Source organism: Archangium primigenium (genome assembly GCF_016904885.1).
In the GTDB taxonomy this organism is placed as follows: Bacteria; Myxococcota; Myxococcia; order Myxococcales; family Myxococcaceae; genus Cystobacter; species Cystobacter primigenius.
The window spans coordinates 3,153,470-3,173,344 of the sequence record NZ_JADWYI010000001.1 but is presented as its reverse complement, the minus strand read 5'-3'; the positions used below and the strand labels follow the sequence as shown (position 1 = coordinate 3,173,344).

General features: G+C 72.5%; 21 protein-coding genes. 8 read left to right on the top strand and 13 right to left on the bottom strand.

What is annotated here, in order from left to right; all coding sequences use genetic code 11:
- Window positions 1-41 precede the first annotated feature (41 nt).
- Complete coding sequence (locus I3V78_RS13490; protein WP_204487815.1) at window positions 42-449, top strand: hypothetical protein; 408 nt, start codon at window positions 42-44, stop codon at window positions 447-449.
- A 42-nt stretch (window positions 450-491) separates the two neighbouring features.
- On the opposite strand, the gene I3V78_RS13485 is transcribed toward I3V78_RS13490, so the two are convergent.
- Window positions 492-941 carry a hypothetical protein gene (locus tag I3V78_RS13485; protein WP_204487812.1) on the bottom strand — a complete coding sequence of 150 codons (450 nt, stop codon included), beginning with the start codon at window positions 939-941 and terminating at the stop codon, window positions 492-494.
- A gap of 136 nt (window positions 942-1,077) precedes the next feature.
- Window positions 1,078-1,893 carry a sterol desaturase family protein gene (locus I3V78_RS13480; RefSeq protein WP_204487810.1) on the bottom strand — a complete coding sequence of 272 codons (816 nt, stop codon included), beginning with the start codon at window positions 1,891-1,893 and terminating at the stop codon, window positions 1,078-1,080.
- A 113-nt stretch (window positions 1,894-2,006) separates the two neighbouring features.
- On the opposite strand from I3V78_RS13480, the gene I3V78_RS13475 reads away from it, so the two are divergent.
- The 4 genes from I3V78_RS13475 (at window position 2,007) to I3V78_RS13460 (ending at window position 4,882) form a co-directional block, all read left to right on the top strand.
- On the top strand, window positions 2,007-2,801 hold the full coding sequence (locus I3V78_RS13475) for an SDR family NAD(P)-dependent oxidoreductase (protein ID WP_204487807.1): 795 nt from the start codon (window positions 2,007-2,009) through the stop codon (window positions 2,799-2,801).
- Between the two features lie 36 nt (window positions 2,802-2,837).
- On the top strand, window positions 2,838-3,347 hold the full coding sequence (locus I3V78_RS13470; RefSeq protein ID WP_204487805.1) for a DUF4442 domain-containing protein: 510 nt from the start codon (window positions 2,838-2,840) through the stop codon (window positions 3,345-3,347).
- A 96-nt stretch (window positions 3,348-3,443) separates the two neighbouring features.
- Complete coding sequence (locus I3V78_RS13465) at window positions 3,444-3,881, top strand: DUF2383 domain-containing protein (RefSeq protein ID WP_204487803.1); 438 nt, start codon at window positions 3,444-3,446, stop codon at window positions 3,879-3,881.
- A 32-nt stretch (window positions 3,882-3,913) separates the two neighbouring features.
- Window positions 3,914-4,882 carry a hypothetical protein gene (locus I3V78_RS13460; protein WP_204487801.1) on the top strand — a complete coding sequence of 323 codons (969 nt, stop codon included), beginning with the start codon at window positions 3,914-3,916 and terminating at the stop codon, window positions 4,880-4,882.
- Window positions 4,883-4,885: 3 nt separating this feature from the next.
- Here the strand turns inward: I3V78_RS13460 and I3V78_RS13455 are convergent, their stop codons facing one another.
- Genes I3V78_RS13455 through I3V78_RS13430 form a run of 6 tightly spaced genes read right to left on the bottom strand, consistent with a single transcriptional unit; the run spans window position 4,886 to window position 11,708 of the window.
- A complete protein-coding gene (locus tag I3V78_RS13455; protein WP_204487799.1) occupies window positions 4,886-6,139 on the bottom strand; it encodes a response regulator in 1,254 nt (417 codons plus the stop codon).
- Entirely contained in the window at window positions 6,136-7,218 is a 1,083-nt protein-coding gene (cheB, locus tag I3V78_RS13450) for a chemotaxis-specific protein-glutamate methyltransferase CheB (protein ID WP_204487797.1), read from the bottom strand. The genes I3V78_RS13455 and cheB overlap by 4 nt, the downstream gene beginning before the upstream one ends.
- Entirely contained in the window at window positions 7,215-9,320 is a 2,106-nt protein-coding gene (locus tag I3V78_RS13445; protein WP_204487795.1) for a hybrid sensor histidine kinase/response regulator, read from the bottom strand. Before I3V78_RS13445 ends, cheB begins: the two co-directional genes overlap by 4 nt.
- Window positions 9,317-9,817 carry a chemotaxis protein CheW gene (locus I3V78_RS13440; protein ID WP_239576412.1) on the bottom strand — a complete coding sequence of 167 codons (501 nt, stop codon included), beginning with the start codon at window positions 9,815-9,817 and terminating at the stop codon, window positions 9,317-9,319. The genes I3V78_RS13445 and I3V78_RS13440 overlap by 4 nt, the downstream gene beginning before the upstream one ends.
- 14 nt (window positions 9,818-9,831) lie before the next feature.
- Complete coding sequence (locus I3V78_RS13435; RefSeq protein WP_338023559.1) at window positions 9,832-11,232, bottom strand: CheR family methyltransferase; 1,401 nt, start codon at window positions 11,230-11,232, stop codon at window positions 9,832-9,834.
- Window positions 11,229-11,708 carry a chemotaxis protein CheW gene (locus I3V78_RS13430; protein WP_204487790.1) on the bottom strand — a complete coding sequence of 160 codons (480 nt, stop codon included), beginning with the start codon at window positions 11,706-11,708 and terminating at the stop codon, window positions 11,229-11,231. Before I3V78_RS13430 ends, I3V78_RS13435 begins: the two co-directional genes overlap by 4 nt.
- A 113-nt stretch (window positions 11,709-11,821) precedes the next feature.
- Between I3V78_RS13430 and I3V78_RS13425 the strand changes: the two genes are divergently transcribed.
- Window positions 11,822-13,708 (top strand): biosynthetic peptidoglycan transglycosylase, encoded by a 1,887-nt coding sequence (locus I3V78_RS13425; RefSeq protein ID WP_204487788.1) that lies wholly within the window; start codon window positions 11,822-11,824, stop codon window positions 13,706-13,708.
- Window positions 13,709-13,720: 12 nt separating this feature from the next.
- Here I3V78_RS13425 and I3V78_RS13420 read toward each other — a convergent pair whose 3' ends face one another.
- From I3V78_RS13420 to I3V78_RS13400, 5 genes are all read right to left on the bottom strand, one after another.
- Window positions 13,721-14,203: a hypothetical protein gene (locus I3V78_RS13420; protein WP_204487786.1), complete on the bottom strand. Its 483-nt coding sequence runs from the start codon at window positions 14,201-14,203 to the stop codon at window positions 13,721-13,723.
- Between the two features lie 46 nt (window positions 14,204-14,249).
- Window positions 14,250-15,170 carry an AAA family ATPase gene (locus I3V78_RS13415; RefSeq protein ID WP_204487784.1) on the bottom strand — a complete coding sequence of 307 codons (921 nt, stop codon included), beginning with the start codon at window positions 15,168-15,170 and terminating at the stop codon, window positions 14,250-14,252.
- 31 nt (window positions 15,171-15,201) lie between these two features.
- Window positions 15,202-15,417, bottom strand: coding sequence for an AAA family ATPase (locus tag I3V78_RS13410; protein ID WP_338023558.1), 216 nt, complete (start codon window positions 15,415-15,417; stop codon window positions 15,202-15,204).
- A 76-nt stretch (window positions 15,418-15,493) separates the two neighbouring features.
- A complete protein-coding gene (locus I3V78_RS13405; RefSeq protein ID WP_204487780.1) occupies window positions 15,494-17,008 on the bottom strand; it encodes an FAD-dependent oxidoreductase in 1,515 nt (504 codons plus the stop codon).
- A gap of 77 nt (window positions 17,009-17,085) precedes the next feature.
- Complete coding sequence (locus tag I3V78_RS13400; protein WP_204487778.1) at window positions 17,086-18,279, bottom strand: metallophosphoesterase; 1,194 nt, start codon at window positions 18,277-18,279, stop codon at window positions 17,086-17,088.
- A gap of 101 nt (window positions 18,280-18,380) precedes the next feature.
- Here I3V78_RS13400 and I3V78_RS13395 point away from each other — a divergent pair, with 101 nt between their 5' ends.
- Both I3V78_RS13395 and I3V78_RS13390 read left to right on the top strand, forming a co-directional pair.
- A complete protein-coding gene (locus I3V78_RS13395; RefSeq protein ID WP_204487775.1) occupies window positions 18,381-18,698 on the top strand; it encodes a putative quinol monooxygenase in 318 nt (105 codons plus the stop codon).
- Between the two features lies 1 nt (window position 18,699).
- Window positions 18,700-19,866: an iron-containing alcohol dehydrogenase gene (locus I3V78_RS13390; RefSeq protein ID WP_204487773.1), complete on the top strand. Its 1,167-nt coding sequence runs from the start codon at window positions 18,700-18,702 to the stop codon at window positions 19,864-19,866.
- Window positions 19,867-19,875: the final 9 nt, after the last annotated feature.

Below are 19,875 nucleotides of genomic sequence, written 5' to 3'. Positions count from 1 at the left end.
GGCGGCCAGGGTCGCCCAGACAGGCATCGAGGGGGAACACCATGAGCGTGCGAGGGATGATCTGGAGTGTCCTGGGCGTGGGCGGTCTGGTGTTGTTGGGCGCCTGCGGGCCCACCGACGAGCGCGAGGTCCAGCAGCGCGCGGGGGTCCAGGCGGCGGAGGAGGACGCGGGTCAGTTCTGCGGCGGCATCGGCGGCATCCCCTGTCCTCGCTTCTATGTCTGTGAGGACGATCCGTCGGACAGCTGCGATCCCCAGCAGGGCGGACGCGATTGCAGCGGCGTCTGCGTCCCCGAGGTGCAGGAGCCCCTCACCGCGTGCGGCAACGAGCCCGGCTACCACTACGTGCTGAGGGATCCCGTGGCCTGCCGGGGTGTGCTGTTCAAGTGCCCCGGAGGCGCCGAGGCCTTCTTCAACGACTGCGGCTGCGGGTGCAGGCCCGCCCCGTGAGGACGGGGCGCGCCCTCCTGAACGACCAGCGGGGGCAAGGGCCTACCCCGCCGCGTTCGCCTCCGCGTCGTGCGCATGGGCCTGCTGCTCCCGGTACTCCGAGATGTGCGCGTAGACATGCTCGGGGAACTCGAGGTCCTTGTAGACGTTGCCCGCGTCGGGATCCTCCGGGTTGGGGCAGATGGGGAAGTCCTGGCGCGCCTGGAACTCGAGCACCTTCTCGCGCCGGGGCGGGCTGTAGTCCCGCGCCGCCACCTGCTCGATGAGCGCGAGCGCCTGGGCGTCATCGAACGCGGGGTCCTGCACGAGCAGCTCCTGGAGCTCCGCCTCGTCCACGAAGTGCCGCGCCACCATCGTGAACACGAGCCGACCGAAGTGGCCGATGTCCTCACCGGCCTCCAGCGCATCCAACAGGTGCGCCATCATGCCGTTGCGGCGCAGATGCTCCTGCCCCGCGCTGATTTCCGTCTCCGCCTGTCGTGTGGTCGCCATGGCCGACATCCTTTCCGAGGGTGGAAGCCGGACAGGTCCACTCCGGCTCTGAAAAGATGTTCAGCATGGGGCGCCCCACACGCACCCCGTCCCCTCTCGCGGACGCACGCCGGTGGAGCAGGAAGGGGACCGAGCCTCAGCGTGTCTCGACCGTCCAGGCCACCGCCTCGGGCTCCTCGGCGGCGGGGGCCGTGGTGACCGCCTCGAAGGTGTCCTCGTAGCGGGGGTGGTTGGTGCCCAGCAGCCGGTCCCAGAGGTTGAAGTAGAGCCCGAAGTTCCAGTTCGTCTTCTGGTGGTGCTGGTGGTGGTGGGTCGTCGTGTTGAGGAACCGGCCGAGCGACGAGCGCATGAAACCGCGCGGGAACAACTCGAAGCCGAGGTGGCCCAGCACGTTCATGGCCAGTTGGATGGTCAGGAAGATGAGGAACGCGTGCCGGTGCACGGGCAGCGTCAGCATGATGAGCGGCCCGATGCCCGCTTCGATGACCGCCTCCAGGGGATGGAAGGCATAGGCCGCGAGCGGGGAGGGATCGTGCGACAGGTGGTGCACCCGGTGCACGTGCTTGAAGACCGGCTTCCAGTGCATGAAGCGGTGGGTCCAATAGAAGTACGTGTCGTGAAGCAGCAGCATCACCGGGATGGATAGGAGGAACCACCCCAGCCCGTAGCGGTCGTCCACGTAGAAGCGCGACAGCCCCGCCTGGGCGAGCCCGTACATGAGCACGCCCACCAGGCCGAAGATGGTCAGCGACACCAGCGAGTAGGCGACCTCGCGCCGGGCCTGCCGGGGCGACACCGGCCCCGGGCCCAGCCGACGCGACAGCCACCGCCGGGGCGCTCGGCGGTGGAACAGCACGAACGCCGGCACGGCGAAGATCGCGTAGCGCACGAGGTTGAGGACGATGACGCCGAGCGCGACATCGACCGGCGAGCGGTGAGGCAACAAGGGCATACTCACTCCGGGGGACAGGCGACAGCCTATCGCCTTGCCTCCGAACAAAGGATTCGGGGCGGCGCATTCGCCCCGGGTTTCACACTTGACCTGTCTTCCGGGGAAATACATCCATGAATCTTGAACTGCGCAACCGTCGGGCCCTCGTGACGGGCTCCACCCAGGGCATCGGCTTCGCCATCGCGCGGGGGCTCGCGGCCGAGGGGGCCCACGTCGTCGTGAATGGCCGCAAGGCGGAGTCGGTGGAGAAGACGCTCGCGCGCCTGCGTGCGGAGGTACCGGGCGCCCAGGTGGAGGGCGTGGCGGCGGACGCCTCCACCGCGGAGGGCGCGCAGACGCTGTTCTCGCGCGTGCCGTCGGTGGACATCCTCGTGAACAACCTGGGCATCTTCGAGCCCAAGTCCTTCTTCGAGATCACCGACGCGGACTGGATGCGCTTCTTCGAGGCCAACGTGCTCAGCGGCGTGCGCTTCTCGCGGCACTACGCGCCCGGCATGCGCGAGCGCGCCTGGGGCCGCATCCTCTTCATCTCCAGCGAGTCGGGGCTGCAGATTCCCCAGGAGATGATCCACTACGGCATGACGAAGACGGCGCAGTTGAGCGTGTCGCGGGGCCTGGCCATCGAGCTGGCCCAGACGGGCGTCACGGTGAACGCGGTGCTGCCGGGCCCCACGCGCACCGAGGGCGTGCAGGACTTCCTCGCGAGCCTGGCGCGCGCCCAGGGCGTGACGGTGGAGCAGGCGGAGGCGGACTTCTTCAAGAGCGCGCGGCCCACCTCGCTGCTGCGGCGCTTCGCCACGCCCGAGGAGGTGGCGAACCTCGCCGTCTACCTGTGCGGCGCGGGGGCCTCGGCCACCACCGGCGCGGCGCTCCGGGTGGATGGCGGGGTCGTCAACAGCATCAGCTGAAAGCGGGGCCTCCGGGGTGATATGTCCTCGGGGGCCATGTTCTCGCTCTCCGATCTGACCCGTTCCCTGTCTCAGCTCGCCTCGTCCGAGACCCTGCGCCGCGCGTGGAGCGTGCTGCGCCATGCGCCCGGCGGTGGCGTGTTGATGGGGCAGCTCATCGGCCGCATCGCGCCCTACTCCGGCACCATCCGTCCCGAGGTGCTCGTGCTGGAGACGGGCTACGTGCGGGTGCTCATGCGCGACCGGCGCGCGGTGCGCAACCACCTGCGCTCGGTGCACGCCATCGCGCTGATGAACCTGGGCGAGGTGGCCACGGGCATGGCCGTGCTGTCCTCCCTGGGCGAGGACATGCGCGGCATCATCACCCACCTGGAGATGGACTACCTGAAGAAGGCCCGGGGCCCCATCACCGCCGAGTGCACCGCGCCGCTCACCGTGGAGGGCGAGCGGCGCGAGTACGACGTGCAGGCGGACCTGACCGACACGTCCGGCGAGGTGGTGGCGCGCGCCCGGGCCCGGTGGCTCATCGGCCCCGCCATGCACTGAGGCCGGGCGGCCGGGCCAGCGAGCGCTCCTTGTCCATCCGGGCGTGGGCCCCACCTTTGGGGAAGCAGCACCCCACCCCAACCCGGAGCAGACGCAATGGCGAACGTGAACTCCGACATCGAGACGCTCAACTCCTTCCTGCGCGGTGAGCTGTCCGCCGTGGAGACGTACCGGCAGGCCATCGGGCACGTGGAGACCGACAACGTCCGGGACCAGTTGCAGGGCTGCCTCCAGGACCACGAGCAGCGCGTGTCCTCCCTGCGCGATCGCATCGAGAAGCTCGGCGGCACGCCCTCCGACAGCTCGGGACCCTGGGGCGTCTTCGCGCAGCTCGTGCAAGCGGGCGCGGACGTGCTGGGGGAGAAGGCCGCCGTCCAGGCGCTCGAGCAAGGCGAGGACCATGGGCTCTCCGACTACCAGCGGGACATCGACAAGCTGCACGGCGAGGCCCGCCGGTTCGGCCGCATGGTGCTCCTGCCGGCCCAGAAGCAGACCCACGAGCGCGTGCGGCTGCTCAAGAAGACGCTGCACTGAGGCGAGGGCCCGGGGGCGTGTAGACTCTCCGCATGGAGAGTTCTCCGCTCAAGGCCTGTCCCCGCTGCGGTGAGCCCCGCATCCTGGCGCCCGAGTGCCCGCGGTGCGGCGTGCTCTACGCGAAGGCCCAGCCCCGGCCCGTCCCCGCCCCGCCTCCGGCGGCGGTGGGGGCCCCGGCCGCCGCCGCGCTGCCCGTGTATGACCCGGGGCAGTCTCTCTCCAAGAACCTCTCGCGGTCCCTGGAGCACGAGGCGGCCGTGGCCGAGTGGCGGCTGCGGCTGTTCGCCCTGCCCGGCCTGCTCGTGGGCCTGTGGGTGCTCCACGCCGCCCTGGGGAACTCCTTCGTCTTCGCCTTGTTCGGCATGCTGCTCCACGAGCTGGGCCATGCCGTCTGCGCCTGGTTCAGTGGCCACCCCGCCACACCGAGCCTCTGGGTCACCTACACGGGCGGACGCTCGACCTTCTTCATCGGCCTGATGACGTTCGCGCTCACGGGGCTCGTGCTCCGGGGCGTGCTCACCCGGCGGGACTGGATGCGCAACCTGGGCCTGGCCGGACTCGCGCTCCAGTTCTGCTGCTCCGTGCTGCAGCGCACCGGCAGCCCGTGGCCCCTGCGCACCTTCGGAGGAGATGGCGGCAGCATGGTCTTCGGCGCCCTGCTGATGCTGAGCCTCTACGCCCCTCGCGAGTCCGCGCTGCGCCGGGGACAGCTGCACTGGGGGCTGGCCGTCATCGGCGGCGCGTCGCTCGTGGAGACGTTCCGCGACTGGTGGGCCTGCCGCACGAACCTCGACCGCATCCCCTTCGGACTGATCGAAGGCGTGGGCACGAGCGACCCGACCCGGCTGGTGAACGACTTCGGCTGGAGCGAGCTGGAGCTCGTGCACCGCTACAACGCCCTGGGGCTCGTGTGCTTCGCGCTGCTGGCGCTCGCCTACGGGCTGGGCCTGTGGCGGGCCCGGGCCTGGCGCCCCCTGCCGGGCGGCGTCCAGGCCCCCTGAGACTCAGGGCGTCCGGGCCCGGCGGGGGGACTCGGCGCTCCCCCCGGCCGACTCGCCGTGGGTCAGCAACTGGATGGAGTGCACCCGGCGCTCCAGCTCCTGGGCGTCCAGGAAGATGGAGAGCATGTCGCGGATGGTGGGCAGGGCCCGCGCCAGCGACACGGGCGTGAGCATCTGCGGCTCCACGCCGGCCTTGCGGCACGCGCGCGTCATGGTGGACGGGGCGATGACGGGCGACAAGCCACAGCGCGCCACCACCGCGTCGAAGAGCGAGCCCGGAAGGGCGGCGGGGGCGGCGGGCGCCGCCGGGGCCACATGCGGGGCCGGAGTGGCCGGCGCGTGGTGGCCCGTCAGCGGCGCGTGGTGGCCCGTCAGCGGCGCGTGGTGGCCATGCAGCGGCGCGTGGTGGCCGTGCAGCGGCGCGTGGTGGCCGTGCGAGGCGGCATGTCCCGAGGCACCCGCCTGGGACTGCTCGGACTCCGCCCGGCGCCGCAGCTCGGTGCGCACCTGGGCGCGCAGCACCTCGATGTCCTCCGTCTTCGAGCAGAAGGCGTCCACCTTCACCGCGAGCGCCTCGGAGATGAGCTTGGCGTCGAAGCCCGCCGTCAGGCCCACCACGGCCACCTGCGCCGTGCCGTCCAGCGAGCGCACCGCGCGCACCCACTCCGGCCCGTCCAGGCCCGGCATCTCCAGGTCCAGCAGGATGCAGTCCACCGGCTGGGCTTCCAGGAGGCGCATGGCGTCCGTGCCGGACTCGGCGATGATGACGTCGTGGCCGTCCTTGCGCAGCGCGTCCGAGGCGCGGTGCCGGAAGTCCAGCCGTCCGTCCACCACCATCACCCGGCGGCGCCGACCGGCCGACACCAGCCGTGGCGTGCCATCCGCCTCGGGCACCTGGGTGAGCTCGTGGGCGCGCCGCACCACGTAGGCCGCGTCGTAGGGCTTGCCCACGTAGTCGTTGGCGCCGTGGGCCAGGCCCTTGAGCCGCTGCACCACCGCGGCCTCGGTGGACAGCATCAGCACCGGCAGGTGCGCGGTGCGCGTGTTGCGCCGCAGTTCCTCCAGCAGTTCCACGCCGTCGCCATCCGGCAACAGCATGTCCAGGATGAGCAGGTCGAAGTCATGCTCGCTCAGGGCCTTACGGGCCGAGGCGAGGCTCTCGCTCAAGGTCGTGCCGAACCCGGCGGCGCTCAACACGCCGCGCATGTCCGCCCGCACCGTCGCGCTGTCGTCCACGATGAGCACACGTGCCTTCATGCCGTACCTTCCCTGGCGCCCGCTCGAGCGAGCGCCGTCAACAGGAGCGGAAGCCCCGTCAACCCCACCACATGTTGTGCCGCGCCCAGGCGGATCGCCTCGCGGGGCATGCCGAATACCACGCAGGTGGACTCGTCCTCCACCACCGTGGGGGCTCCCGCGCGTCTGAGCGCGCTCAGGCCCTCCGCTCCATCGCGTCCCATGCCCGTGAGCAGGCAACCGATGGCCGTCGCCCCCATTTCCCGAGCCACCGACTCGAACAGCGAGTCCACCGAGGGCCGGCAGGAGTGGCGCTCGGGTCCGTCCTCCAACCACAACCGGCCCGAACGGACCACCATGTGCCGATTTCCCGGTGCCATGCGCACACACAGCCGACCGGGCAGGGGCAGGGGCTCGCCGTCCACCGCCTTGCGCACGGACAGGCCGCTCTGGGCCTCCAGCCACTCGGCCATGGCGGTGTCGAAGTTCTCCGTGGTGTGCAGCACCAGCAGCATGGGCAGGGGGAAGTCCGGGGGGAGCGCCCCGAGCAGGTAGCGCATGGCGGCGGGGCCTCCCGTGGAGGCGCCCACCACGAGCAGCCGGGGGGCGTGGGAGGACGGGGCCACGGCGGGCAGGGGCATGGGCAGGGCCGACGGGGGCCGGGGCCGCTCGGTCTTGAGCCGGGCGCGCACGTGGGTGATGACCCGCACGCGCGAGGCCACCCGCACGCGGGACAGCAGGGTCTCCATCCAGCGCGCGTCCAGCAGCCCCGAGGGCTTGTCCACCGCGTCCACGGCGCCCGCGGCCAGGGCGTCCAGGGTGCGCAGGCCCTCGACGCGGTTCTCCGTGGCGGAGAGCACGACGATGGGCGTGGGGCAGTGGCCCATGATGAGCTCCGTGGCGCGCAGGCCGTCCACCCGGGGCATCATCAGGTCCATCGTCACCACGTCCGGCCGCAGCCGCTGGCACTGCTCGAAGGCCATCTGACCGTCGGAGGCCTCGCCCACCACCTCGCACGAGCCCTCCGCGGTGAAGGCGTCCGCCAGCCGACGGCGCACCGTCAGCGAGTCGTCGACGATGAGCACGCGCAGCCGCTTCACGCGGACCTCCGGCCCTGGGCGGCCAGCCGGGCCACCGTGTCGAGGAAGCCGTGCTGGTGGAACTCGCCCTTGACGATGTAGGCGGACACACCCGCCTCGCGGCCCCGGCGCTTGTCCTCGTCCGTGGCGAGCGAGGACACCATGAGGATGGGCAGCCCCTTGAGCGCGGGGTTGGCGCGGATGTGGCGCGTGACGTCCAGGCCCGTCATGCCCGGCATCTCCACGTCGACGATGAGCAGCGAGTGGCCGCCGCGCTGGATCTTCTCCAGGCCCTCCTCGCCCGAGGCGGCCAGCTCCACCTGGTAGCCCGCGGCCTCGAGGATGCTCTTCTCCAGCATGCGCGTGGTGACCGAGTCGTCCACCACGAGGATGAGGTGGCGCTGGGTGGGCTTGGGCCGCGCGAGGCTCGCCGCGGAGCCCGCCTGGATGCGCCGCACCAGGCCCGCCGCGTCCAGGAGCAACAGGGGCACGCCCTGCTCGTCGAAGCTGGCCCCCGTCACCAGGGGCAGCGCGGGCACCGAGGACGGCAGGGGCCGGCTCACCCGGCGGCTGATGCCCAGGAGCTTGTCCACGCCCACCGCGGCGCGGCCCATCGTGCCCCCGTCCACCACCAGCACCGACCAGACGCGCGGCCGGTGGGCGCCGCCGCTCGCGTCCAGCACCTCCGCGAGCGGCAGGAAGGCGAGCAGCTCGCCCGCGTGGGAGATGCTGCCCCGGCCCGCCGTCCACGTCACCGCGTCCGCGGGCAGGTGCAGCGCGGCGCCCAGGGACTCCAGGGGCAGGAGCAGCCGCTGCGTGCCCACCTCCACGCCCAGCACCTCGAGCGAGGCCAGGGTGAGCGGCACCTCCAGGGTGATGCAGGTGCCCAGGCCCGGGCGGGAGGTGATGAACACCTCGCCCTTGAGCCGGCGCACCGTGTCGCGCACCACGTCCAGGCCCACGCCCCGGCCCGACACGTCCGTGACGGCGCGCGCGGTGCTGAAGCCCGGGCGGAAGAGCAGCTCCAGGCAGCCCTCCTCGTCCAGCGTCTCCACCTCCTCCAGCGTGGCCACGCCCCGCTCCAGGGCCACCTGCCGCACCCGGCCCAGGTCCACGCCCCGCCCGTCGTCCTCGCACAGGAAGGACACCCGGCCCCCGCGCCGCCGCACCTTCACGGAGAAGATGCCCGTGGGCGACTTGCCCAGGGCCCGCCGCTCGTCGGGGCTCTCCAGGCCGTGGTCCACGGCGTTGCGCACCACGTGCAAGAGCGCCTGGCGCACTGCGGACAGCACGTGCCCGTCGATCTGGATGTCACCGCCCTCGGCGCGCACCTCCACCTGGCGGCCCAGCGAGGCGGCCACGTCGCGCGCCGCCAGTTCCAGGGGCCCGAAGAGCGTCTGGGTGGGCACGAGCCTGAGCGTGTGCGCGCCGTCGCGCAGGCGCCCCAGCTCCGACTCCACCTGCCCCAGTCCGCCGCCGAGCTGCCGGCCCGCCTTCACCAGCGAGGAGCGCACGCCCTCGGCCACGCCCAGCACCCGGCCGAGCCACCGCGCGCGCTCCGCGGCCGAGCCGCTGGAAGCCATGGGCGAGGTGAGCTGCTCGACGAGCCCGTCGGCGCCGTGCTGCGCCTGGGACAGGGCCTCCACCACCCCGCGCAGGCCGCCCAGCTGCACCACCGCCTCGGACAGGCCATCCAAGAGCGTGTCCAGCCGCTCCAGCTCCACGCGCACCACCTCGGAGGTGGGCGCCTCGGCCAGGGGAATGGCGGGCAGCGTGTCGGCGGCGTCCTCGGAGGAAGGCGGCGGCGCCTCCAGGGCGTCCAGCACGTTGGCCATCTGCCCCACCAGCCGCAGGAACTCGTGCACGCTGTCCGCGGGCAGGTGGCCGCCGCTGTCCCGGTAGGGCGAGAGCGCGTCCTCCACCGCGTGCGCCATCTCCGCCATGCGCGCCTGCCCCACCACACGCGCCGCTCCCTTGAGGGTGTGGGCGTAGCGGAACAGCTCGGGCACCCGGTTCGCGTTGCCCTCGTCATCCTCCAGCGACAACAGGCCCTGCATGAGCTGCTCCAGCAGCTCACGGGCCTCGATGCGGAAGTACAGCAGGGGATCGCTGTCCAGACTCATGTGGAGCGCGAGGCCTCCTCCAGCAGGGTTCTCACCAGGGACTCCACGTCCAGGAGGGGCAGGAGCGCCCCGTCCGGCAGCCGGACCCGGGTGGCGAGCAGGGGATGCGGCGCGGACGCTCCATCCGTACTCAATTGATCTGACGTGGCGCGCAATTGGCCCTCGAAGCCGGCGGCCGCCAGCCCCACGCGCCGCAAGCCCCCCGCGAGCAGCAGCCAGCCCGGCGCCTCCTCCGAGCGCAGCCCCAGCGCCGCCGCCAGGTCATGCACCGCGAACAGCTGGCCCCTCAGGCCCGTGAGTCCGAGCAGCGACGCGGGCGCTCCGGGCAGCCGCACCACGCGGGGCATCAGGTGCAGGCCGGACAGGTCGCCCAGCCGCACCGCCAGCGGCGCGCCGCCCACCCGCAGGCGCAACAGGGCCTCGCCCGGCTCCTTCTGCAGGGGCGGTGGCCGGGAAAACGACGAGTCGAAGCTGTCGCGCAGCTCATCCAAACGCATGGGCACCCGGGGGCTCATCGGACCTCCATACACGCCTGCAGCTCACGCAGGCCCAGCTGCATCAGGCCGTGCCGGCCGAAGCCGCCGCCAAAGAGCGTCAACATCAGGGGCTTCTCGTGCGGCAGGAGCGACACCGCCATGCGCAGCGCCACGCGCGCCTCGGCCACGTCCCCCGCCCGGCGCGCCAGGGTGCCCTGACGCAGGTGGCCCAGGGCGAAGGTGGGGTCCACGCGTGCCGCCGCCGCGTACCGGCTCCGGGCCCCGGCATCGTCTCCGGACTGCTCCAGGCACACGCCCAGCAGGAAGTGCGCCGAGGCCTCCGTGGAGCCCACCGACAAGAGCTGCCGGCCCGCGCGCTCGGCCTCCGCGAAGCGCCCCGCGTTCAGGTGCAGCACCGCGCGCAGCAGCTCCCCCTGGGGCCGCGAGCCCTCGGGCAGCGCGTTGAGCCGCGTCCACGCCTCCTCGTAGCGCTCGGCCTCCAGCGCCATCAGCACCTCCTCCAGGCCGTCCACCGGGACGGGGGGCGGGGGCGGCGCCGACAGGCTCGGCAGCGTCACCTGCGAGGGCGTCACCGGCATGCCGATGGGAGCGGGCACCGCGGCCGCGCCCGGCGTCTTGAGCCGGTAGTAGAACGCGTCCCCCGAGCGCAGGAGCTCGAACTCGTCGGACAGGCCCCGCATCGTCTCGCTGGGCCCCAGGAAGAGGTAGCCCCCGGGCACGAGCGCCCGCGCCATGCGGGCGATGATCTTCCGCGACACCTCGGGCGGGAAGTAGATGATGACGTTGCGGCAGAGGATGGCGTGGAAGGAGCCCGGCGCCCAGAAGGAGGGAGCGTCCTGCAGGAGGTTGCGCTCCTCGAACGTCACCTGCTCGCGCAGGTGCTCCTTGAGGGTGAAGCCCTCCTTGGAGCGCTGGAACCACCGCTCGCGCGAGGGCTCCGGCACCGAGCGCAGCGACCACGGCGAGTAGCAGGCGCGCCGGGCATGCAACAGCACGCGCGGGTTGACGTCGATGCCGAGCACCCGCAGGCGCGCGGGGTCCACCAGCCCCCGCTCGCGCGACATCAGGGCCACGGAGTAGGGCTCCTCGCCCGTGGAGCACCCCGCGCACAAGACGCGCAGGTGCGGCGTCTGGCGCGAGAAGGAGGGCAGCACCTGCGACACCAGCGCCTCCAGCTGGGCCGGGTGGCGCAGGAAGTACGTCTCGTTCACCGTGAGGCGCTCGGCGAGCGTCTTCCACTCGGCCTGGGCCCCGGGGGTGTCCAGCAGGGCCAGGTAGCCCTCCACCCCGCTGCGCGCGGAGCGCTCGGTGAGCAGCGGCTCCAGCTCCCGCCACTGCCCCTTCTCGAAGTGCAGCCCCAGCCGCTGCTCCACCAGGGCGGAGAAGCGGGCCAGGGGGGTCATCGGCGGGGTCACGCGCTCGCCTTCCCGGAGGGCTGCTCCAGCCGCGCCCACACGTCCGGGGGCACCAGGTGGGCCGCGTCCAGCACCGCCATCAACTGGCCGTCCAGCGCGCCCAGGTAGTCCAGGTGGCCATGGGCCGAGGCGCGCAGCAAGGGCGGCACGTCCCCGAGCGTGGCCTCGTCCAGCCAGCGCAGGCCCAGCACGGCGTCCACCTCGAGCGCCACCCGCCCCCCGGTCGCCTTGAGCGAGACGAAGCGCGCGGTGTCCCCGGAGCCGACCGCCCCCTCGCCATCCAGCAGCGCCGCGAGGCTCACCACGGGCGCCGACTGGCCGCGCACCACGCTCACCCCGCGCACGAAGACCGGCGCCGACGCCACCGGCCTCACCGGCAACGGCCGCATCGTCTCCTCGACTTCCTCGAGCGGCAGCGCGCACATCCAAGCCCGCGCCCTCACCATGAGGAAGCAGCGAGCGCCCTGAGTGGGCATGACACTCCCCTTTTGGGTTCGAACTTCACGCAAAGCATGCACTGTTCAGGCCTGTCAAGGCGAGGACCGGCCACGTCCACGTGATGCTCGGCGGCATGCTAGGGAGGGCCGCCATGCCCTCGCGCCGTCCGCCGCCCAAGGCCCTCCTCGTGGGGCTGTGCCTCTTGCTGGCCCTCGCCGCCGGGGTGCTGGCCACCCATGCCTGGCTCCAGGGGGACGGGGCTCGCGCTCGGGTGGTCGCCCGGGTTCAACCCGCCCTGGAGGCCCGCCTGGGCCCAGTGCGCCTGGGGTCCACCTTCGCGGTGGGCTGGCGGGGGACGGTGACGCTGGGCCCCGTGGAGCTGCCCGGCGAGGCCCCCGACGCCCCCCCGGTGGTGCGGATCGACCGGGTCACCGTCCAGCCCCGCCTGCGCGCCCTCCTGTCGGGACGGGTCGAGGTCCACCGGGTGGTGCTCTCGGGCGTCCAGGTAGAGGCGGGCCCCTCGGGCCAGGAGCTGCGGGCGCTCGTCGAGCGGCTGCGCGCCCCCCGCGAGGGCTCGGGCGCGGCGCCAACCTCCGCGTCCCGGACGCCCCGGGTGTGGCCCGAGGTGCGCCTGGAGGACGTGCGCCTGGCCTTCGAGCGCGAGGGCCGCGTGGAGTGGGGCCCCCTGTCGGCACGGGTCGAGGTGGAGGAGGCGGAGGGCGGGCGCCAGCTCACGGCGACGGCCACCCCGCCCGGCGGAGGGACGGCCACGCTGCGCCTCACGTCCTCGGACACCGGCGTGACGGGAACCCTGGACGGCCAGGGACTGGCGGCGGGAGCGCTGCTGGCGCTCGGGGAGCCGCCCGTGGGCCTGGACGGGGGCACCCTGGAGGGCTCGCTGCACGTGGAGGACACGGGGGCCACCTTCTCCGTGGCGGTGAAGGACCTGAACGTGAACCACGAGCGGCTCGCGCCCGGGCCCGTGGGCCCCTGGGCCTTCTCCGCCGAGGGCCGCCTGCGGTGGCAGTGGGCACGCCGGCACGTGGCGCTCGAGGCCCTGAAGGTGACCGTGGGCGCGCACCGCGACGTCCAGGTGGAGGCCTCGGGCGAGGCGACCTGGAGCGCCGAGCCCCGGTTCGAGCTGCGGGCGAGCCTCTTGCCCGTCACCTTCGCCCAGGTGGTGGCGGCGCTGCCCACGGCGCTCGTGCCCGAGGAGGTGGACCTCACCCAGCAGGAGGGGGCGCTCCAGGCGTCGCTCGCGGTGTCCGGCCCCGTGCGCGAGCGGTCGGACTGGCAGGTGAAGGCGAAGCTGGAGCTGCCACGCAAGCAGGGCTTCCAGCAACAGGGGCCCCTGGCGTGGCTGCGCGGGCCCTTCGACTACCAGCCGCTGACGGCCGAGGGCCGGGGGCGGACGATGCGCATCGGCGCGAGCAGCACCACCTTCGTGCCCTTCGAGCTGCTGCCCGAGCCCCTGGTCCGCGCCGTGCTGCGCAGCGAGGACGGCGGCTTCTGGACGCACGAGGGCTTCGACTTCGACTCGCTGCGCACGCTCGTGCTGGCGCCGCGCGACGGCAAGGTGCGCGGCGGCTCCACCCTCACCCAGCAGCTCGCCAAGAACCTCTTCCTGTCGCGGGAGAAGACGTACGCGCGCAAGGTGAAGGAGGCGCTGCTCACCCTGGCGCTGGAGTCCGCCCTGCCCAAGCCGCGGCTCCTGGAGCTGTACTTCAACATCATCGAGTGGGGCCCGAGCCTGTACGGGATTGGCGCGGCGGCCGAGCACTACTTCGACACGCGCGCGTCCTCGCTGAGCGTGCGGCAGGCGGCCTTCCTCGCCACCATCATCCCCAACCCCGTGCGCTACCACGGCTACTGCACCCAGGGCGCCCTGTCCGAGCAGTGGGCACGCAACGTGGACACGCTCCTGCTCAAGCTCCTCGTGGACGGGGCGCTCGACCAGGACCAGTACCAGCAGGCCCTCGCCGAGCGGCTCGTCTTCGCCTGTCCCCGACGCTCGGAGGCCGTGACCTCGGAGGAGTGAGCCCTCGGTGCGTCAGCGGCACAGGCGGGCGATGGACCGCACGAGCTTGTCGAAGGACGGCGAGCGCGTGCGCAACGTGGCGATGTCCCGGATGCGCTGCGTCTCCTGGAGCTGATGGAGGGTGGGCGAGTAGTCCGGCACCAGCTTGCGCAAGGCATTCTTGGCGCCCCGGCCCACGACGGGCACGGGCACCCCGGCGGCGCGCAGTTCCTCATCCGGGCGGTTGAGCAGCAACCACGTCTCGTACTCATGGACGGCCATGATGGCCGCGCCCACGCCTCGCTTCCCCATCACCCGCGAGGCATCGGGTCCCCAGGTGGCGGCGCAGTCCTCGTCCTCATCGCAGAGCAGCACCACGGCATCGGCCGCGTGCGGCTTGCGCAACGCCAGATGCATGAGCTTGAGCACCTCGTCCTCCCGACAGGGCCTCCGGGGACGGGGAAGACGCGCGTCCACGAGCGCCGAGCGCTTGCAGCGGATGGGCTCCTTGCCCACCACCCAGTTTCCCCCTGCCCCTCGACGATGCAGACCAGACGCCGCTTCATGCGTCGAAGTCGCTCGGGTCCAACGAGGCCGGCTCCTCGCCCTCGATGCGCAAGGGCTCGCTGCGCGCGAGCTCCGACAAGCTGAAGAGCCCTTCGCGGACGACCTCGCGCTGCGCCGTCGATAGGGGCCCCACCCGCGTGGTTCCTTCGCGGTAGCCGCACACCAGGATCTCCTCGTCCTGGGCGGCGTCGAGGAGTTCGGGACTGTGCGTGGTCACCAGCACCATGCCCCGCTGGGAGGCGTGCTTGAGCACCTCGAAGAGCAGGGCCGCCGCGCCCGGATGGATGGCGACCTCGGGCTCCTCGACGATCAGCAGCTCGGGCGAAGAGGTGGCCGGGGACGATGAAGGTGGCGCGAGCGTCTGCGCCGCGAGGATGATGCCCAGGGCCCGAAGGGTCCCGTCCGACATGTTGAGCGCTGAGAACCGTGCGCTCCGGGCGCCCTGCCGCTGGCTGAAGCGCAGGACCAAAAATCCCCCCAGTTCTTCGACGAAGAGGTCTTCCAGCCCTGGCACCAGACGCTTCATGGCGGCCAAAACGAAGGCAAAGCCTCGCTCGTCCTGACTCTTCAGCCGCCCGAGCACGCTCGCGATATTGCCGCCATCCTCCCGAAGGGCTTCGGTGTCTCCGGACGGCTGGGGAACACGCATCTTCGTCAGTTCGAAACCCAAGCGGCGCACCCGCAGGACTTCCCAGGGCATGATCTGCCGGGCGTGGAGCATGGTGCTCGTGGTGGCGGGAATAGCGACCTCTGGCTGCCACACGCGTTCCGATGGAACGCCGATCAGACCCGAGCGTGTGAACTCAACACCGCTGTTCTCGTCAACAGCGACATGAAAGCTGTCGTCACGGAACCGCCAGCGCGTGCCCTCCTGCTCCAGGGAAAACAACTGCTCACTGTAAACAGAGTCGAGCAACAGCCTGCTCCGACTGCGTCGGACGCGCACCTCAAGCGCTTCCTCGTCCGAGATTCCCCAACGACGGAGGGCCTGGAGACCCCCCCCGGCGCTGGATGGCGGACGCGGCGTCGAAGCCCAGCTCGCTCGCGAGCACGAGCGCATCCACGAAGTTGCTCTTGCCGCTGCTGTTGGGTCCCACCAGGACCGAGAACGGCGCGAGCTCCACCTCCGCGCTTTCAATGCTCCGGTAGTTCCGCAGTGCCACGCGCAGCCACATGCGGTGACCATAACAGGTGAGGCAACGGCGAGCAGCTTTGCTGAGGCAACGGCTTCCCGTTGCCTCACCCCAAGGACTGGAGCAGGTGCAGCGCCTCGTCGACGGGCACGGGCGAGCGCATGCGCTCGAGCAGCCCCGCCGTGGCGCGCTCCCGGTCACAGGCGATCGCCGCGGCGACGTGGCCCTCCTTCACGAGCAGCACCACGAACGTCAGCCCCTCCAGGTCGCCCACCACGCGCACCGCGTCCCACTGGGTGGCGTGGCCGAGGTACTCGAAGCGCTTGGAATAATGGTACGTCCAGAAGAAGGGCACGCCCGCGTAGCGCTCCTGCCCCCCGAGCATGTTGCGCGCCGCCAGCCGCGCGTGCTCCTGGGCCACCCGCCAGTGCTCGATGCGTACCGGGTCGCCCCGTAGCGGAAAGGCCGCCACGTCCCCCGCCGCGTACAGACCCTCCGCGGCGCGCAGGTGCGCGTCCACCGGCAGGCCCCCGTCCTCGCGCAAGGCCAGGCCCTCGATGAACCCCGTCGCCGGTCGCACGCCCGTGCCCACCAGGACGACGTCCGCCGCGAGCCGCTCGCCCGACTCCAACACCACCGCCTCCACCCGGCCCCGCCCCTCCAGGCGCGCCGCCTTCGTGCCCGAGCGGAAGACCACGCCATTGCGCTCGTGCAGCGTCTTGAACAGGCGCCCCACCTCCTCGCCGAACTGCTTCGCGAAGGGGATGGCGTTCGGCGCCACCACCGTCACGTCCACCTTGCGGCCCCGCAGCGCCGAGGCCGCCTCCATCCCGATGAAGCTGTTGCCGAGGATGACGGCCCGCGCCCCCGGCGGCGCCTGGGCGAGCAGTCGCTCGGCGTCCTCCAGCGTGCGCAGCACGGACACGCCCTCCAGCTCCTCGCCGGGCACCTTCAACCGCTTCGGCTCGCCCCCGGGCGCCACCAGCGCGGCGTCGTACGTGAGGCGTCGGCCATCCTCCAGCTCGACACTCCGGGCCTTCACGTCCAACCGCTTCACCCGGGCCTTCAGGCGCTCGATGCCGTGCGCGGTGTAGAAGCCCGGTGGCCGGAGGGGTGGCACCTCCTCGGGCGGCATCTCCCCGGACAGGACGAACTTGCTCAGGGACGTGCGGTCATAGGGCGCGCGGGGCTCGTGGCCCACCAGCACGACCCGGCCCCCGAAGCCGAACTCCCGCAGGGCCGAGGCCGCCGCCGCGCCCGCCGCGCCCGCGCCGACGATCACGAAGGTGCGTGCGTCCGCCGCCTTCCGGGACACGGGCGTGGGCTGCTTCTCCGGCGAGACATACACCTCGCCGTCCTCCACACGCACGGGGTAGCGCGCCAGGGAGTCCAGCGCGGGCGGCTCGCACAGCGCGCCATCGCTCACCCGGAAGTTGCCCTTGTGCCAGGGACAGAGGATGCGACCGCCCAGGATGGCCCCCGCTTCCAGGGGCCCGCCCGCGTGCGGACACGTGGCCTGGTAGGCGTGCACCGTGTCGCCCACGCGCACCAGGAGGATCTTCTCCTCGCCCACGTCCACCCGCGTGCCCCGCGTCTCCTCTAACTCGGCGAGCCTCGCCACTCTCCGCATCACGCTCCCCCTGCCGGGCCCGGACATCCCGAGCGCCGGCACGGTAGCAACGCGCGCGCGCCCTCGGCTCACGCCTCCGCGCGAAGTGTGAAGATGGAGACCTCGGCGGGCACGCCCACGCGGAAGGGCAGCCAGTGCCCCGTTCCGCCCGACACATAGAGCTGCCCGTTGCCCTTGCGGTAGCGGCCGAGCATGTAGTCGAAGGCGAAGCGGAACAGGGGCAGTCCGAAGAAGGCCACCTGGCCGCCGTGCGTGTGCCCCGCGAGCGTGAGCCGGGCGCCCCGCTCCAGCGCGAAGGGGAAGAAGTCCGGGTGGTGGGTCAGGCAGAGCACCACCTCGTCCGGCGCCACGCCTTGGAAGGACACCTCGGCCGACTGGCGCATGAGCTCCGGCCGGGCCCGCATGGAGCGCCCGCTCATGGGGTAGTCCACGCCCACCACCCGCAGCCGCTGGCCCGCGTGCTCGAGCACCCGCGACTCATCCACCAGCAGCCGCACGGGGCTGCCCTGGCGCTCGCTCCGGGCATAGGCCTCGCGGATGGGCTTGAGGCCACGCCAGTGCTCGTGGTTGCCGAGGATGGAGAGCATCCCGTGCCGGGCCTCGCACGTCTCCAGCGCGGCCATCGTCTCGTCGAGTTGACCCAGGTCGTCGATGAGATCTCCCGTCATCACCTGCAGGTCCACCCGCGCCGCGTTCATCGCCGCCACCGCCGCGCGCACATAGGCGGTGTCGATGAACGTGCCCACGTGCACGTCCGTGATCTGCCCGATGCGAAAGCCGTCGAGCGCCGCGGGCAGGCCCTTGAGCCGGACCTCGATCTCCCGCACCTCGAAGCCCGACGAGCCCGCCACGAGCCCGCCCGCGGACGTGCCCGCCGCCAGGAGCGGCAGTGAGCGCCCCACCCCGGTGAGCAGGCCCCGCCGCTCGAGGTCCACCGGCGCTGGCGCCTCGGGCCCCGCTCCCGCCGGAGCCGGACGGGGCCGCGGACGCACGAGAGGCAGCAGCAAACCGCCCACCACGAGCAGCACGAAGGCGGTCAAGAGCCACCAGGCGCCGAAGAGCTTGAGGGGCAACCCCACGCCCGCCACCTGACCGTGCTCGCCCCGCCCGAGCAGCCACGACAGGGCGAAGCCCCCGGCCGCCAGGAGCGCCGCGGCGATCAGGGCCCGGTGCCGCCAGCCCGTGCGGACCTCCGGCCACAGCCGGCGCAGGACGAGGTAGGCCCCCGCATTGATGAGAAGGAGGAAGAAGAGTCGACCCATGACGCCCGTGCATAACAAAGCGGGCGTTGCCTTGCCGACCGAAGAACCCGGACCGGAAGGATCGCGGCGCGAGGCCCGGGCGCGCGGGCTAGTCTCGCGCCATGCCCAACAGCCTGCTGGTCGTCCACGTGCATGTCCACGTCAAGCCCGAGTCGGTGGAGGCCTTCCGGGAGGCCACCCTGGCCAACGCGAGCCAGAGCGTGAAGGAGCCCGGCATCGCCCGCTTCGACGTCGTGCAGGACACGGAGGACCCCACCCGCTTCGTGCTCGTCGAGGCCTACCGGACGGCCGAGGCGCCCGCGGCCCACAAGGAGACGGCGCACTACCTGGCGTGGCGGGACACGGTGGCGCCGATGATGGCCGGGCCGCGCACGTCGCGGAAGTACACCAACTGCTTTCCCGCCGACGGGGACTGGTGACATGGGCGTGACGGGCTTCGAGTTCGCCACCGCCACCCGCATCGTCTACGGCGCGGGCCGGCTCGCCGAGGCCCCCGAGGCCGTGAAGGCCCTGGGCGCCCACCGGGTGCTGCTCGTCACCGGCCGCGACGCCCGCCGCGCGGCGCCCCTGCGCGAGGGGCTCGGGCGGCTCGGGCTGGAGACCCGCGCCTTCGCGGTGGCGGGCGAGCCCACCGTGGCGCTCGTGCGCGAGGGGTGTGCCCTCGCTCGCGCCGAGCGCTGTGACGCCGTGGTGGCGCTCGGCGGCGGCAGTGCCCTGGACGCGGGCAAGGCCATCGCGGCGCTGGTGCCCCACGGCGGCGAGCCCCTCGACTTCCTGGAGGTGGTGGGCCGAGGCCAGGCCCTCACGCACCCCGCCCTGCCCTTCGTGGCCATTCCCACCACCGCGGGCACGGGCTCCGAGGTGACACGCAACGCGGTGCTCGGCGTGCCCGAGTCCCAGGTGAAGGCGAGCCTGCGCGGGCCGCAGTTGCTGCCCCGGCTGGCGATCGTGGACCCCGCGCTGCTCGAGGGCGCGCCCCCGGCGGTGCTCGCCTCGAGCGGCCTGGACGCGCTCTCCCAGCTCATCGAGCCCTGGCTGTCCGCGCGCGCCAACCCGCTCACGGACGCGCTCGCGCGCGAGGGCATCCGCCGCTCGGTGCGCTCGCTGCGCCGCGCGGTGCTGGAGACGCCGGACGCGGCGGCGCGCGAGGACCTGGCGCTCGCGAGCCTCCTCGGGGGCCTGTGCCTGGCCAACGCGGGGCTGGGCGCGGTGCACGGCTTCGCGGCGCCCCTGGGCGGCATGTTCGAGGCGCCCCATGGGGCGGTGTGCGCGGCGCTCCTGCCCGCGTGCCTGGAGGTGAACCTGCGGGCCTTGAGAAGCAGGGCACCCGACCACCCCTCGCTCGCCCGCTTCGGGGAGCTGGCGGGCCTGCTCACGGGCCGCGCCGAGGCCTCCGCGGAGGACGGCATCACCTGGGTGCGCGAGCTGTGCGCGGCCCTGCGCGTACCCGGACTGAAACATTACGGTCTCACCGAGACGGACGTGCCCCGACTGGTGCTCAAGGCCCGCGCCGCGAGCAGCATGAAGGCCAATCCGCTGCCCCTCACGGACGAGGAACTGACGGAGATCGTCCGGCGCTCGTGCTGAGCTAGGCTG